This window comes from Microcoleus sp. B5-D4 (assembly GCF_036705145.1).
Lineage (GTDB): Bacteria > Cyanobacteriota > Cyanobacteriia > Cyanobacteriales > Microcoleaceae > Microcoleus.
Genome location: NZ_JAUBTV010000030.1, coordinates 29534 through 45194, shown reverse-complemented (window position 1 = coordinate 45194; position 15661 = coordinate 29534). Strand labels below are relative to the sequence as shown.

Annotated in this window: 15 protein-coding genes; 8 read left to right on the top strand and 7 right to left on the bottom strand. The window is 46.7% G+C overall.

Annotated features, from left to right (window positions below; translation table 11 throughout):
• The first annotated feature begins 214 nt into the window (after positions 1 to 214).
• From clpS to QUB10_RS16150, 3 genes are all read left to right on the top strand, one after another.
• Positions 215 to 508, top strand: coding sequence for an ATP-dependent Clp protease adapter ClpS (clpS, locus tag QUB10_RS16160; protein WP_190743461.1), 294 nt, complete (start codon positions 215 to 217; stop codon positions 506 to 508).
• A gap of 133 nt (positions 509 to 641) precedes the next feature.
• Positions 642 to 959, top strand: coding sequence for a hypothetical protein (locus QUB10_RS16155; RefSeq protein ID WP_333203594.1), 318 nt, complete (start codon positions 642 to 644; stop codon positions 957 to 959).
• Positions 960 to 1160: 201 nt separating this feature from the next.
• On the top strand, positions 1161 to 2066 hold the full coding sequence (locus QUB10_RS16150; RefSeq protein ID WP_333203592.1) for a hypothetical protein: 906 nt from the start codon (positions 1161 to 1163) through the stop codon (positions 2064 to 2066).
• Positions 2067 to 2073: 7 nt separating this feature from the next.
• Here the strand turns inward: QUB10_RS16150 and QUB10_RS16145 are convergent, their stop codons facing one another.
• Together QUB10_RS16145 and QUB10_RS16140 are read right to left on the bottom strand one after the other, a co-directional pair.
• Entirely contained in the window at positions 2074 to 2595 is a 522-nt protein-coding gene (locus tag QUB10_RS16145) for a plastocyanin/azurin family copper-binding protein (RefSeq protein ID WP_333203590.1), read from the bottom strand.
• 238 nt (positions 2596 to 2833) lie between these two features.
• On the bottom strand, positions 2834 to 3952 hold the full coding sequence (locus QUB10_RS16140; protein ID WP_333203588.1) for a tocopherol cyclase family protein: 1119 nt from the start codon (positions 3950 to 3952) through the stop codon (positions 2834 to 2836).
• Between the two features lie 172 nt (positions 3953 to 4124).
• On the opposite strand from QUB10_RS16140, the gene QUB10_RS16135 reads away from it, so the two are divergent.
• Positions 4125 to 4706, top strand: a complete 582-nt coding sequence (locus tag QUB10_RS16135; RefSeq protein ID WP_333203586.1) for an Npun_F5749 family FMN-dependent PPOX-type flavoprotein — start codon at positions 4125 to 4127, stop codon at positions 4704 to 4706.
• A gap of 185 nt (positions 4707 to 4891) precedes the next feature.
• On the opposite strand, the gene cysE is transcribed toward QUB10_RS16135, so the two are convergent.
• A complete protein-coding gene (gene cysE / locus QUB10_RS16130; RefSeq protein WP_333203584.1) occupies positions 4892 to 5698 on the bottom strand; it encodes a serine O-acetyltransferase in 807 nt (268 codons plus the stop codon).
• Between the two features lie 278 nt (positions 5699 to 5976).
• On the bottom strand, positions 5977 to 6459 hold the full coding sequence (locus tag QUB10_RS16125; RefSeq protein WP_333203582.1) for a hypothetical protein: 483 nt from the start codon (positions 6457 to 6459) through the stop codon (positions 5977 to 5979).
• A 114-nt stretch (positions 6460 to 6573) separates the two neighbouring features.
• Between QUB10_RS16125 and QUB10_RS16120 the strand changes: the two genes are divergently transcribed.
• From QUB10_RS16120 to mrdA, 3 genes are all read left to right on the top strand, one after another.
• Positions 6574 to 6795 (top strand): hypothetical protein, encoded by a 222-nt coding sequence (locus QUB10_RS16120; RefSeq protein WP_333203580.1) that lies wholly within the window; start codon positions 6574 to 6576, stop codon positions 6793 to 6795.
• A 78-nt stretch (positions 6796 to 6873) separates the two neighbouring features.
• Positions 6874 to 7005, top strand: a complete 132-nt coding sequence (locus QUB10_RS16115) for a hypothetical protein (RefSeq protein WP_333203578.1) — start codon at positions 6874 to 6876, stop codon at positions 7003 to 7005.
• Between the two features lie 21 nt (positions 7006 to 7026).
• On the top strand, positions 7027 to 8853 hold the full coding sequence (gene mrdA / locus QUB10_RS16110) for a penicillin-binding protein 2 (protein WP_333203576.1): 1827 nt from the start codon (positions 7027 to 7029) through the stop codon (positions 8851 to 8853).
• A gap of 137 nt (positions 8854 to 8990) precedes the next feature.
• On the opposite strand, the gene QUB10_RS16105 is transcribed toward mrdA, so the two are convergent.
• The 3 genes from QUB10_RS16105 to QUB10_RS16095 form a co-directional block, all read right to left on the bottom strand.
• On the bottom strand, positions 8991 to 10745 hold the full coding sequence (locus QUB10_RS16105; protein WP_333203574.1) for a DUF3352 domain-containing protein: 1755 nt from the start codon (positions 10743 to 10745) through the stop codon (positions 8991 to 8993).
• Between the two features lie 62 nt (positions 10746 to 10807).
• Complete coding sequence (locus QUB10_RS16100) at positions 10808 to 12007, bottom strand: flagellar assembly protein H (protein WP_333203572.1); 1200 nt, start codon at positions 12005 to 12007, stop codon at positions 10808 to 10810.
• A 49-nt stretch (positions 12008 to 12056) separates the two neighbouring features.
• Complete coding sequence (locus tag QUB10_RS16095; protein ID WP_333203570.1) at positions 12057 to 12662, bottom strand: pentapeptide repeat-containing protein; 606 nt, start codon at positions 12660 to 12662, stop codon at positions 12057 to 12059.
• A 135-nt stretch (positions 12663 to 12797) separates the two neighbouring features.
• Here QUB10_RS16095 and purL point away from each other — a divergent pair, with 135 nt between their 5' ends.
• Positions 12798 to 15473 carry a phosphoribosylformylglycinamidine synthase subunit PurL gene (gene purL / locus QUB10_RS16090; protein WP_333203568.1) on the top strand — a complete coding sequence of 892 codons (2676 nt, stop codon included), beginning with the start codon at positions 12798 to 12800 and terminating at the stop codon, positions 15471 to 15473.
• The last annotated feature ends 188 nt before the right edge of the window (positions 15474 to 15661 follow it).

Genomic DNA, 15661 nt, shown 5'->3' with positions numbered 1-15661 from the left:
AGAGATTTCTCCTCAAAAGCCTGTCAATGGGGGGTAGGATGCCTAACCCCTACTCCCCACAATTTCTGGAGAAATCTAACGCCGGGCCCGGTGGTGCAAATAAACCCCGAAGCGGATCAAAATACCAAGTAGGGGTTGAAAAATTTTGAAATAGTGTTACAATTTTAGAGGTAACTATTTTACAAATCTTGTAGTTTCAGTGGCTGTTCGCGCGATGACCTCTTCACCAACCATAGCACCCGTTCGATCGAGTCAAGTTACCCGCAAACCTTATCCCAACTATCGGGTAATAGTCCTCAACGACGATTTCAACACATTTCAGCACGTTGTGGAATGTTTGACCAAATACATTCCAGGGATGACGAGCGATCAAGCTTGGAAACTCGCCAACCAAATCCACCACGAAGGCCAGGCCACTGTCTGGGTTGGCCCGCAAGAGCAAGCAGAACTTTATCATATGCAATTGAGCCGTGCAGGACTGACAATGGCTCCGCTAGAGTCAGCTTAACATTTTTTAACTGCCAGTTATAATCACTTACAATACTTACTTTGAAACTTGCCAAAATGGCAACATCACTTCATCCTCTTGATTTAGATTATGTGTCAATACACCTAATCTGTTACTCAAGTAGGACAATTTTATGAATCATCCTTTTGATCTAGATATTGCTGATCTGGAAGCAATTGATTTGGATTTTGAAGAGACGCTAACTGATGAACAGGCCACCCGCATCGGAGGTGGATTAATGGCTACCACTCTAGCCATAGGTGAAGAAGGTGGTGGTGGGATACAGTGTATCTCAGCTCCCTGTCCGGGAAGTGAAGGAGGAGGAGGAGCATTTCCTCCCCAGCCTATTCCCATTGACCCTCCGCTGACCACTCTGGCTCTAGGTGAAGAGGGTGGAGGATATTACACAAAAGCTTGGTTTGAAGGCGGTGGAGGCCCTCTTGATTGGTAATCTCATTCGTGCAGACAATGATAGAGATTCTGCCTAATTCCTGAACTATTCCGATTTTTTCTGTAATAAGACTTTCCAACATTCACCCTCATTCGAGGCTTTTTTCTCAATATATAAAAAGTTGCAACACTCTCAAAAAAAGTGATGCGACTTTTAATATTTGTAGTTGATTTTAGCACATTTTTAATTTTCAAATTTCCCATGAACATTTTAATTCTGGGTAATGATTCAGATGCTCATGCTGCTCATATAAAAGATGCTCTCACCCAAGCCGGTGCAGAAGTAGATTACTTAGATACCTATCTGTTTCCCAGACAGTTACGTCTGTCTTGGCAACCTGATACCCTGGTAGGGTGTTTGACGCTACCCGGAGGTCGCCAGTTGAATTTTCAAGATATTCACAGTGTATTTTGGCGCAATTTTTCCGGTGTTGGCGTTGCACCTTTAAAAGATGCAAATCAACAGCAAGTTGCATTGAACGATTCCATGAGTACAGTGCGATCGCTAATGCAAGCTTGTCCGGCTCGCTGGATTAATTCCTGGCAGGCATACCAGTTTCATAAAGAAAAACCCCTACAACTGAGCAAAGCTAAGCAAATAGGAGTGACAATTCCTGCAACTTTAATCAGTAACAATCCAGAGCAAGTTAGGGAATTTGTCGAACCTCATGAAAAAGCAATTTTTAAGCCCGTTTATGGCGGCGCTCATACCAAGTTGATGACAGAGGCGCATTTAGAACCTAATCGGCTGGGCTTGGCTTTGAGTATTTCACCAATCACAATACAAGAGTATATTCCTGGGACAAACATTCGCAGTTATGTCATTGGTGAATCAGTCTATTCTGCAGAAATTCGTAGTCAAGCTTTGGATTTTCGGGAAGATTTAGAGGCAGAGCTAATTCCGATAGATTTGCCAGAATCAGTTAAAAAACAATGCTTAGCAATATCAAAGGCATTTATGCTAGATTGGACTGCTATTGATTGGCGTGTCAAGCCAACGGGTGAGTATGTATTTTTAGAGGCAAATCCTAGTCCGATGTTTATACACTTTGAGCGTCAGACTGGTTTTCCGATTACACAAAAATTAGTCAATCTGTTAATGTATTAACTGGGATTTAAGAGGCGATCCTCTTCGAGGGCTTCGCTAACGTAATTTTGCCAATCATCCCCGCTTCCGTATGTCCGGCTACCGTACAGCGCAGGTTGTAGGTTCCCGATTTCATCGGCACAAACACCCATTCTGCCATAGCACCCGGTTTAAGTTCCAGTTCGTGAATACTTCCTTTAATTTCCACTTTACCAGCTTCAACTTTTTGAGTCCAACTCGCATCAGCAAAGTTTTTAGCAGTGAAATAATGTTTCTGCGAACTGGGATTTTTTAGCACTAATTTATAGCGCTTGCCCGATTCAAATTCTAGCAGATTGGGAAAAAATTTGAGTTCCCCAGCTTCGTTACCTAAACTAACAGTAATTTCGGTGACAGGTTGCCGAGACAAATCACCGACAGCACTAGCAATTGCCGCCGGCATCAAGATTGTGCTCAAACATAAAATTACTCCCAAAATAACCTTGAAAGTTTTTTGTAACCGCTGGCTGCGGTAGAATTTGCCTAATTGCCAACCGAGTAAATTGATCATGGCGGTTCTGACTACTGTTAACTATAGCAATCCTAAATCATTTGCATAATTGTTGTAGGGGCAATCCCACGCCCGGTTGTTCGATAGATAGGGGGTAGGCAAAGAAAGGCACTACCCCTACAAATTTATCTGAATCATTTAGGATTGCTATATTAACTGACTAATGACTAATGACTAATGACTAATGACTACTGACTACTGACTACTGACTACTGACTACTGACTAATGACTACTGACTTAATTCGATCGCCAAACTTCATCCCAAGGCCCGCCCCCTACTTCCAAACCCGATAAAGAGCTTTGAGCCTCTAAGATAATTCTAGAATGCTGCTTGCCATTTTTTTCCACATTTCCCCCCAACAACTCTCGCAGTTGCAAGCGCAATTCACCGTGCGTCGTATCCCGGCAGCAAAAAGCCATGCCTTTTTCGGTAGGAGTTCGCACATAAGTACCAGGACTGTTTGTAGTGCCAATCAACTCTACTTCAAACTGACTGTTTCTAGCCTGCATTTTCCAGCTTCCCCAAGGTTGAATAGTCCAACTAACTTGCGAATTCCAAGGCACAAATTCGTAAAACTTGCCTCGGTAATGCAGACAAATCATTGCTACCGATTCCATCCACCACAGCACGCCCCGCTTGCCGCCGCCCGCAGTTAAAGCTAAATCCTTTTCGCCTTGAAAACAATTGCAATTAATCCAAAACCACTTTTGGGGAAAAGCACCGCCCCAGTTTTTTTCGCTGTAAGCGGGAGCATCTTTAAATTCGTAGCGTTCGCCATTCCAATCAATCCAGCCCGTGGCTAAACCGTGAGCCATTAAAATTTGCCATCCAGGCTCAAATATGGGTAGAAAAGATACTATTCCCGCCGTAGATTTCTGGATTTCATCAGAGTTTCCCCAGCCATAAATAGGTTTAATTTCGTACTGCCAAAAACAGTGGCTGCCGCTTCCTGGCTCGTGCAGATAACCTTGATTTAAAGTAGCAGTAGCTTGATAGCCTTCTTCGACGCTGCTGTCGAATACTTGCGGCTCTAAATATTGGGGTTTAATTTGTAAATCTGTTTTGCCCCAATGTCCGAAACCTAAGCTTTCTCGGTGCGCCCAAAACTTATTTACATCTGGAAAGGTGCGACACAAATAGCTATCTTTCGGGCCGAGAATTTGAGCTGCACCGCCACTGTAAGGTTGACCGCCTCTGGGGTCTTCGATGGAATACATGAATGCAAAGGATTGTCCGTGAATCGGTAATGTTATTCGGTAGTACCAGCCTTCAAAAAAGCGGCGGGAACTGCCGTCCCAGTGGTATCCGCTGTGGGGAGTTTCAATAGTTTTGAGTTTTGAGAGTGAATTTGACATAGAATTACCAATAGCAGAAAGAAGAGTCAGTAGTCATTAGTCAGTAGTCATTAGTCATTAGTCATTAGTTAACGGTTAACAGTTAACAGTCAACAGTCAACGGTTAACAATGCCCAATGCCCTGTTTGGCCCATGCCTCATGACTAATGACTAATATGATAGGTTATTAATTATGTCTTTAGCACTTTGGCGATCGCCCTTAGCTCGTGCCCTCCACCGCAACCGCAGTCTTGCTTTTGCCCGTTACTTGCAGCTAGCAACTGTTCGGGCCACCGGGCGTCCGGCTAACCGCACTGTGGTGTTTCGAGGCTTTTTAGCCGATACTAATCAGTTAAAGTTTATTACAGATATTCGCAGTCAAAAGGCAGAGGAGATTAACCTCTATCCTTGGGGGGAAATTTGCTGGTATTTCCCGAAAACTCGCGAACAATTTCGGATTGCGGGAAAGCTAGTTTTGGTAGGGGCAGATGATCCAGAGGCCCAGTTGTGCTCATCGCGCCGCACAACTTGGCAGGAGCTTTCTGAGGCGGCTAGAGCGCAGTTTGCTTGGCCTCATCCGGGGGATGACAAAGCCGAGGCTAGTGCTTTTGATTCTGCTTCCCCAGATGCGATCGAGCCGCTGCCTAATTTTTGCTTGCTGTTGCTGGAACCGGAAACGGTGGATATGTTGGAGTTGCGGGGGGAACCGCAAAACCGATCGCTTTATCGGCGCGACGGGGAGGGAAATTGGTCTGTGCGATCGGTTAATCCTTGAAAAAGAAGTCAACCGATTTTAGATTTTAGATTTTAGATTTTAGATTGAAGAAAGCGACTCCACTGATAAATCTGGGTAGTCATTAGTCAGTGATTATTGGTTATTGGTTATTTGTTACCAATAACCTTCCAGGCCCAATTGCCAATTCCCTGTTTGGCCAATTCCCTGTTTGGCCAATTCAAATTTTAGATGCCGCTGCCGTCTAAAAATTCTTGAATTGCTTTATCTTTTAACTTGCAGCTAGGGGTTGTAACTAGCTGTGTTTTTTCGGCTAAGGCTACATTGCTGGCTTGGTTTAAAGCTTCTGATACTGAGTGGAAATTGTGGGAAGTGGGATCAGAAGTTAAGGAGACAGATGGTTGAGGAACCAAACTTTTTACTTGCTGTTCGAGGGATTCGATACGATCGAGCAAAGAGCGAATTACCACAGCTTCCGAATCCGGCAAACTGCCGTGTTCTAGGGGATTGACGCGCACTCCCGATCGATAGACGATGCGGCCGGGAATCCCTACCACTGTACAGTCAGATGGTACGTCGCGGAGCACGACGGAACCGGCGCCGATGCGGACGTTATTGCCAATTTGCAGATTGCCGAGTACCTTGGCGCCGGCACCGACAACTACGTTTTCGCCGACGGTAGGGTGACGCTTGCCGCTTTGTTTGCCCGTACCGCCAAGGGTGACACCTTGGTAAATTAGGGCAAAATCGCCGATAATCGCTGTTTCGCCGATCACAACCCCCATACCGTGGTCGATGAATACGCTTTTGCCGATGGTTGCCCCTGGGTGGATTTCAATTCCGGTCAAAAAACGAGCAATGTGGGAAATCAAGCGGGGGATGAAGGGAAGTCCCAACACATAAAGCCAGTGTGCGAGGCGGTGCAACACTAGGGCCTGAAGACCGGGGTAGCAAAACAAAACTTCCAGCCAGTTGCGAGCGGCAGGGTCGCGATCAAAAATTATACTGAAGTCAGCTCTAAGAGTCTTTAGCACTTTCGGAGTTACCTATTTTGGTTAAACACGCCACTTTCGATTTTACATTTTACTGGATGGGGAAGTGAGCGGTCGATCGGGAGATTGGGTAGTGGGAGATTAAGAGAGTGGGAGATTGGGGAAATTGGGGCATGGGGAATTGGGAATTGGGCATGGGGCATTGGGAATTGGGCATGGGGCATGGGGCATGGGGCATTGGAACTGACAACAAATAACCAATAACAAATAACCAATAACTACTGACTACTGACTACTGACTACTGACTACTGACTACTGACTATTCCTGTACTGAGATTGTATAGTTAGACTTGACTCCGGGTTCGAGAGTACCTACCCAAATCCTGTAAGAGCCTGCTTGCCAGTCTGAATCAAGTATGCCAGCATCTTTATTCTGACCTATATCGTCTCCGCAGCGCACCGCATTACCGGGGCCTTGTACGAGTAAGGTCGTGTCCTTGCCTCCGCTGTTGATCTGGAGTGTGAGTTTTGAAAAGTTTTGTTGCAAGACTATGATGTGGTCGGGAGTTGGGGTGGCAAAACCCAAACATTTGTTTTTGTGGCGATCAGCGTTGGCTATGGCAGATAGAGAGTACGATCCGCCTGTGGAACCTCTCAAAACTGCTGTTGGGGCTGCAAAACCTCGCGATAAAGTTAAAGTGCCGAAATTGGCTGTTTCTGCTAAAACTGGTAGGGCTGCGATCGCGGCGATCGCACCCAAGAGCGCACAGTTTTTGAAATTGGCTCCCTGATTAAACAACATGGCAATACTCCGGGCGTCACAACTTAACATCACAACTCAGAATTTACCCATCGCAGCCCCTCGAATACAAACTATGGAGGAAGAATAATTTTTTTTAAATTAGTTCAAAACCTCTTGGCTTCTCTTCCTTATGTCTATCAGGACAATCCCTGTAAGATCGCGCTCGCTTGTGCCACTCGGATTTCTGCCACAGGCGATCGACTCATATCCGAAATTGTACGGTGTCAAGATGATAAATTTGATACTTCTAGCCTTGCTGTTGGCGATCGGTTCCCTATTGACACAGGCCTTGGTATTGTTACCTATAGGTCTATCTGGCTGGCTCCACCTCCCTAATTGGCTGAGCCTGGCCTTGATTTTTCTGGCTATTTCTTGGTGCTTGGGGGATTAGTGAGCAGCCAACACTCAGCATTCATGAGTGATGAGTTATTAATGATTAGTCAAAAGTTAATTATCCATTCCGCTTCCCCCAAGGGTCAAGGCCCGATCGGCCCCGGTTTGATGATGTATACTTCACAATTGACAATTCAAGAATCTAAAATCTAGGATTTGACATCTACCTATAGAATGATGCAACGACAAGTTTATTCAATCTCAGCATTTCACTCTTCTGACAAAACCCTGGGGGAAACTCCTAAGAAACAGGATCGTCCGATACATCGGGCGATCGTGTTAATGCTAGTGGCAACAGGTTTGCTGGGCCTGCATGCTAGTCGGCTGGTGGAATTGCAACTGATACAAGGGAAGCAACACCGGGAACGAGCCGAAAACAATCGCGTTCGCCTAGTGCCCATGCCTGCGAATCGCGGACACATTATCGATCGCCAAGGCAAGTTGCTAGCGGCAAACAATTTAGCTCGATCGGTATATTTGTGGCCGAAAGAACAAACGCCGGAACAGTGGAAAGCGACAGCAGAAAAGTTGAGTCCGCTGGTTAAAATCCCTGTCGAAGAAATTTTAAAAAAAATAAAAGAGGTCGATCCTCAATCCTATAGACCGGTGCGGCTCAAGCAAGCAATGCCGCCAGAGGTGTTTGTGCCACTAGCAGAAGAGGTGGGACAAATGCGGGGAGTGGAAGTGCGGCCAGAAGCGAACCGCTACTATCCCGAAGGCAGTTTGGCGGCTCACGTTATCGGATATATCGGCGAAGCTACCGCAGCAGACTTGGAAGCTCATCCCGAATATCCGATGGGGATGATTGTCGGTCAAATGGGCATAGAAGCGAGCTCTAACCAGAAGATTGCCGGAGTTTGGGGCGATCGGCTGATCGAGGTAAATGCCCAAAATCAAGAATTGCGGCTGATGGGAGAGACACCGCCCAAACCCGGTGAGGCGGTGCAGCTAACCATAGACTTGTCCATGCAAAAAGCAGCCGAAAAAGCCTTGGGGCAGCGCCGGGGAGCAGTAGTGGCGCTGGATGTCAAAACCGGGGCGGTATTAGTTATGGCCAGCCACCCGACTTTTGACCCCAATCTGTTTACGCGAAAAATCACTAAGGATGAGTGGAAAACTCTTCAAGACCCGGAAAATCCATTTTTGAATCGGGCCATGCAAGGCTATCCCCCCGGCAGCACCTTTAAAATTGTGACTTCCGTGGCGGGCCTGGAGTCGGGCAAATTTTCGCCGGACTCAATTCTGGGTACTTCGTCTTACATTACTGTGGGGGGAATTGATTTTAACGAACACAGTGGCGGTTTCGGCGACATCGGCTTTCGGGATGCTTTGGCTTTCAGCAGCAATACGTTTTTTTATCAAGTGGGGATTAGTACGGGCCCGGAGCAAATTGCTAAGTGGGGACACCGCCTGGGAATTGGCAAGGAGACGGATTTGAATCTTTTGGGGCTAGGCGGCGGCGATCACGGTCAAGCCCCGACGCCGGCCGAGAAGGAGAAAATATATAAAGAACCTTGGTATGCGGGTGATACGGTAACGATGTCGATCGGGCAGGGGTTGGTGTTGATGACTCCTTTGGAGGGGGCGGTGATGGTGGGTTCGATCGCTAATGGGGGCTATCGCGTGAAGCCTCATCTTTTGACTTCTATGACCGGCACAGCGGAGACTCAACGGGTACATACGGGGATGAAACCTTCAACAGTTCAGGTGGTTAAGGAAGGACTGATCGCGGTAGTTGCCCAGGGTACGGGACAGGGATTGAATGACGGTACGATTCCACTAACAGCGGGCAAAACAGGGACTTCGGAGGTCATCGGACAGCAGGATCACTCTTTGTATGTGGCTTTCGGGCCCGCTGAGAAGCCGGAAATTGCGATCGCCGTGGTTGTGGAAAATGGCGGTTATGGTTCTGTTGCCGCAGCCCCGATCGCCAAAGAGGTATTTCAAGCTTATTTTGGGCAACCGAAAAAGGTGAAGCAGCCAGTAGTTATTAGTCCTTAGTCCTTAGTCCTTAGTCAGTAGTCATTAGTCCTTAGTCCTTAGTTATTGGGAATGGGGAATTGGGCATAGTGTCTTGTTTTTCTTCTTCCTTCTGACTAATGACTACTGACTAATGACTACTGACTAATGACTTCTAACTAATTGAGCCGCATAAATATAGTAGCTTTGCGAATTCCTGTTATTTCTCCCGTACTGGTGACAGTGAGCGATCGCAAGTGGTCGAACAATGGTCTTGCCGAAAGTTCAATTAACCTCAACAGCGGGATTTGTTTTTCCCAAATTGCCCTGCTGGAGGGCCAGTCTAAATAAAAATAGCCGTCGTTAGATGGCGGTAGCGGTTCAATACTGGTTTGAAAATCTTGATTGGCAACTAAAGAGCCTGTTTCTGCTGCTTCTAGTGCTGCGTCCATTGCTTCTACTGAAGTGGTGAAAATTTCGTATTTGCCGACGGTGGCTCGGACTCCTTTTGCCTCGGTTTCGATCGCACTTTTTATATTATTTTCTTTACCATAATTGGGGCTGGTTGTCAACTGCGTCCAAGCGGTAATTTTCTGGTTTCTCAGAGTAAAGCTGCCGATGCTGTATTCTTTGCTGCGGGCAATTTCATCGAGTTTGTCGAGATCCTTTTGGGAATTAGCAGATTTTTCGGCTGCAAAAATCCAGTCAGCACTATTTGACGAATTCGGAAGCACTGCTAAAGCGTATTCTCCTTGTACCCAGTCAAATATATCCTGCGGCAGGTTGACGCCCCAAACTTGCTGAATATCTCCCAGGGTGCGATCGACTAAATTTGAGACTTCAGCGTTAGTAGAAACCGCCGATGACAAATCAGCCCAAAAATTCCTTAAATCGGTGCTGGCGACCGCGAAAGGACTGGCTGAGGGAATGTATTGCAAGGCTTGCACAGGTTCGGAGAGTGTGGGAGAAGCTGTGTTTTCTCGCGATGTCACTAAAGCAGTTTGAGCCAGCAATCCCCGTCGGTTGACTCCGACAGCAACTGCGAGGGAATTAAGAGAAACTTGGGGATTTTGTTCGGTTGCTGATTGCGGGAGATTGACAAATGCTAAAGCGATTCTGCCTTGAGTTAGCTGCTGCAAAGCTTTTTGATATTCCGGGGTATTGTTGAGATTTAGGTTTGCTGTTTCAAGGTTATTAATTGCATCTCGAATCACAATCGGGCTATTGGAAAATAAAACAAAACTTTGGTTATTCCCAGAATTAAAATTACCGCCGATGGCTGCTGTTGCGAAGCTGGATGGCAACTTGGAAGTCGGCAGAGAAAACGGATTAAAAGGCGAAAGCGAAGCAGATTTTTTCTGGGATCTTGGTGCTTGTTTATAATTAATTCTCACGCCTTTATATATTTCCGACTGCACTGTTTTATCGCCACGAGATTGTTGGCGCCAGTAGGAGTCGAGAAATTGTTGACTGCGATCGACCTTTTGGGAGGAAACCGCCAGCAAAAACCCGGCTTGTTTGCCGTTGCTGCTGTCGCCATCGAAATCTGGCGTTGTGACGGCGAGGGTTATTTCGTCACCTATCCAAGGTTGGATATCTCGACTGTAATCCAGGCCTGTATTGCCGAGGAAACTTTTTTTGATTTGCTCAAATTCCGCGTGCGATCGACTTCTTTCTTCGGGAGTGGCAAAAACTTGTCGCAATGCTTCGAGGCGATCGGGATTTACCAGCATTGAAGCTAACAAAGGTGCTTGTTTCGAGACAAACACAGCCGCAGCCGGAGTAGTTGTCGGCCCGCCAGCGAGCAAATTCAGGGGAGTGTGAGTTGTCAGCCAGTAAAAACCACCGGCACTCAAGCCTAAGAGTGCCAAGACGCCAGCAATGAGGAAAGAAAAGAACGATCGCAATTTCATCGGCAAATGACAAATTACCACAGTCTCTGATTATACACCCAGAACCCGGACTTGTTTAAGAAGTCGGGGTTCTCGCCACATTGTTAGTTTTCAAGTGTATCGGGTAATCTAGCTATCAGATTTTCCAGCGATAATTGAGGCAATTCTGACAGCAGTAATGATAAATTTTCTGGGGATAAGCTGAGCAAATTGGGGATGAGATTAACCGGGCGTTCTTCTTGTCCTGATTGGGTGAAGCGGTTGTTCAAAATACTTTCCGCTAGCAAAGTTTGGACTTGTTGGCGATCGATTTGTGCGATCGGCAGCATAGACAATTGCACTAACAACCTCGTAAACTCGGCAGTAGGTAGAGCCGATACCGGGCGCAAAAAGGTGACAGTTAGCGGGTCTAACTCCCCAAATCTGACCTGCAATAAACTCTCTAAAATCAACCGCTGTCCTTGTTCTCTTCCTTGTTCTCTTCCTTGTTCTCTTCCTTGCTCAATTCCTTGTTCAATTCCTTGTTCTCTTCCTTGCTCAAGACCTTGTACAATACCTTGTACAAGACCTTGTTCTCGTGCTTCTTGTAACTTTTGTTGAAAAAGGGGTACGATCGCCATAACTAACTCCTGATCTTCATCATCCATTGTGGGATTAGTTGGTGTATTCGCTTGCAAATTTTCCTGCAAGATGTAAAGTAATTGTAGCGCATTAGCTCGAATTGAAGCATCAATGGGAAATGCAGTTAATTCCGCGATCGCCCCTTGCTGCACTCGACCCCTACCCAACATCCGCAACCATATCGTCTCTGGAGTCCTCGGTAGCTGGTGAATAGCGATTAACCCAACTCTCCAAACCTCCGATAAAAAATAAACTCCCCTCCCCCAGCCCTCAGACTCTTCGGGAGTCCGAAAACCAAAACTGCTTAATAAAGCCTCCGAAGCAGTAGGAGTGAGAATCCACAACATCAACATCGGCAATTGTCTTTCATCGAAACGTTGATTTTCTCGATTAGCCCGCCGCCCCAGCTCTGCTCTACTATTTAATAACTTAACGACACAGCTAAAAATTCCCTCAGCAGTCACAGGATTGCGAAACGGTTCAATTATCGCCGCCGTTGCAGCCATTTTACCTAACAAACCCAAACTTTGGACATATTCGCCCTCAAAAGAAGTTGGTTGAAACCAAACATCAATTTCTCTAACTTCAGCAGTGACGTTTTTGCTCGTTTCTACTTCTCCAAGAGGTGACAATAACTCTTGCAGGTATTCTTTTGCAAACTGATCGTGGGGAAACTTAGTCATCCGATTTTAGATTTGAGATTTGAGATTTTAGATTTTAGAAGCAGGTTGTCTACCACGGCACTCCTCGCGCATCGGAAAAATCGGCATCTAGAACCGCCCCCGGATCGAATACAGCATCAGTTAAATCAGCTTTTCTAAACGACGTTATCGATAATTTTTCTATTTCTTCAACAGCGATAAAAAAGCCGATCGCAGTTAACCCCAGAATTACCCCAGAAACCAAAAATAAGACAATTCCCCTGAGAGTATCTCCGCCCAAAAATGTCACAATACCGCTAGCCCCGATCGCAGCAGCAGCCCCAGCCACAGCCCCCGCCACAATCCCAGCCTCGCACCGAGTCGCAGCAATCGCCGTCGCAGCGGTTCCAGCCACAGCCACAGCCCCCGCATCCGCCCCGGCTATCAGTCCCGTCAAAGCCCCAGCAGCCGTCACTGTCACCGCTGTCACCCCAGCCCTAGCAATCAAATTTCTCACCCGCCTGCGGCTTTGTCCGGTTCTGACACCCTGAAAATTTGCCCCCCTCAAAATCGCCCCGGTGAAATTGCAGCCTCGAATGTCGCAACCGCTGAAATTCGCCCCTGACAAGTCAAGCCCTTTAAAAGAACGGTTCCGCAAGTTTTGGTTAGCAAAATTGAGATTTCGAGGTAAAGTCATTCGATTTTAGATTTTAGATTTTAGATTTTAGATTAACCAAGCAAATGCCTGGGATTTTAGATTTTAGATTATAGATTTTAGATTAAGCAACCGCAGGGCATTTAGAATAAAGCCTGTGGTTTATAACGAGTTTCCATGTCTCCCATCTCCGAATCCCCATTTTCCCCCGAACAAATTGCCGGTGAAAGACTCACACCTGAAGAATATGAAGAAATCGTTCAGCGTCTTGGCCGCCATCCTAATAAAGCTGAATTGGGAATGTTCGGCGTCATGTGGAGCGAACACTGCTGTTACAAAAATTCGCGGCCACTATTAAAACAGTTTCCCACAGAGGGCGATCGAATTCTCGTCGGGCCCGGAGAAAATGCCGGCGTCGTAGACTTGGGAGACGGCTTGCAACTCGCCTTCAAAATTGAATCCCACAACCACCCGTCAGCAGTCGAACCTTTCCAAGGTGCAGCAACCGGTGTCGGGGGGATTCTCCGCGATATCTTCACAATGGGTGCTCGCCCGATCGCACTTTTAAATTCCCTGCGTTTTGGCAACTTAGACGATGCTAAAACTCAGAGGTTATTCAAAGGCGTAGTATCGGGAATTTCCCATTATGGAAATTGCATCGGCGTGCCCACAGTTGGCGGCGAAGTTTACTTCGATCCTGCTTATTCTGGCAACCCGCTAGTTAACGTCATGGCCTTGGGTTTAATGGAAACTCAAGAAATCGTCAAATCCGGCGCTTCGGGAATCGGAAATCCCGTGCTTTACGTCGGTTCAACTACGGGGCGAGATGGCATGGGAGGAGCAAGTTTTGCCAGTGCAGAATTGACCGACAAATCAATGGACGATCGCCCCGCAGTCCAAGTAGGAGATCCATTTTTAGAAAAATCCTTAATTGAAGCTTGTTTAGAAGCATTCAAAACCGGTGCAGTCGTCGCCGCCCAAGACATGGGTGCGGCAGGAATCACCTGTTCCACATCAGAAATGGCAGCCAAAGGCGGGGTCGGCATTGAATTCGATTTAGACAAAGTTCCCGTTCGAGAAAGTGGCATGATTCCCTACGAATACCTGCTTTCAGAATCCCAAGAACGGATGTTATTTGTTGCCCAAAAAGGACGGGAACAGGAATTAATTGATATTTTCCATCGCTGGGGATTGCACGCGGTTGTAGCGGGTACAGTGATTGAAGAGCCGATCGTCCGAATTCTCTTTAAAGGCGAAATCGCGGCCGAAATTACCGCGACTGCTTTGGCAGATAACACCCCAATTTATCACCGAGAACTATTGACAGAGCCGCCAGAATATGCTAAAAAAGCATGGGAGTGGACAGCGGATTCCCTACCACAATCCACAGTTACAGGTATCGAAATTAACGGCAATTTCCAAACTTGGACTCAGATTTTGCTAACGCTTTTAGATACTCCCACCATCGCTTCTAAACGCTGGGTTTATCGCCAATACGACCATCAAGTGCAAAACAATACTGTTGTTTTACCGGGAGGCGCTGATGCTGCGGTTGTTAGATTGCGTCCTCTAGAACCTTGCCACTCCTCCCTTGGTAAAGGGCTGGAAGAACCCCCCCAACCCCCCCTTGCTAAGGGGGGGCTAAAGAGAGAAGATGCTGTTTCTGAAGTTTCTGAAAGCAAACAGGAAGAAGAGGTAATTCCTCTATTTACAAAGGCACAAGGTAGGGAAACTCCAAAACTTTCTCCCCCCCTTAGCAAGAAGGAAGTGCCGCAGCAAGGGGTTATTCCCGGAGTTGCTGCAACGGTTGATTGCAATTCTCGTTATGTTTATCTCGATCCTTATGAAGGTGCAAAAGCAGTCGTAGCGGAAGCAGCGAGAAATTTAAGTTGTGTGGGCGCTGAACCTCTGGCAGTTACTGATAATTTGAATTTTGGCAGTCCCGAAAAGCCGATCGGATATTGGCAGTTAGCCTCAGCTTGTCGCGGGATTGCTGATGCTTGTCGGGAGTTGGGAACGCCTGTGACTGGGGGGAATGTTTCTCTTTACAATGAAACTGTTGATGCTGAGGGGAATCCTCAACCAATTTATCCGACTCCGGTAATCGGAATGGTGGGGTTAATTCCCGATTTGAAGAAGATTTGCGGCCAAGCTTGGCTAAAGAAAGGTGATTTAATTTATGTGCTGGGAATGGGGCGGCACGACACGGATGATGACACGGATACACGGATGGATTTGGGTGAATCTTTGCTATCTGAAAATTCCCAAGCGCACGACACGGAGAATGACACGGATACACGGATGGATTTGGGTGAATCTTCGCTATCTGAAAGCTCAAAAATCGAAACTTCTCCTACTTTGGGAGGTTCGGAATATTTAGCGGCAATTCACGGGATTGTAGCTGGGAAACCGCCAAGGATAGATTTTGAGTTGGAAAGAAAAGTGCAATCGGTTTGTCGTGATGGAATTCGGCAAGGTTGGGTAGGTTCTGCCCATGATTGTGCGGAAGGTGGAATTGCGATCGCCCTCGCCGAATCCTGTATCTCTGCTAAAATGGGTGCAGAAATTCATCTCAGTTGTAATTCGGCAAATGTCGGCCGCTGGGATGAAATTTTGTTTGGTGAAATGGGCAACTGCATTGTAGTTTCAGTCGCACCGAAAAATCAAGGAATTTGGGAAGCTTACCTGCAAGAACATTTGACCAATATGTGGCAGAAAATTGGTGTAGTTTGCTGTGCTGAATCACCTTTGCGGGTTGTGAGTGCTGACAATCAAGTGTTAATTGAGGTTGCGATGGGTGAGATGGGCGATCGGTTCTATAATGCGATCGAGCGTCGGATTGCATCTGCCTGACAACCTGAAGTTTCGATCCCCCTAAATCCCCCTTAAAAAGGGGAGTAGGGGCTGACTTTGAATACTCTTGTCCCCCCCTTCTTAAGGGGGGCTAGGGGGATCTCCGGTTTTAAAACACGCCCAATAACCCCAAATTCTTACAAAATTCACGATTCTTAGAAAAACCTATAACAGAAGTCCGGGTTCTT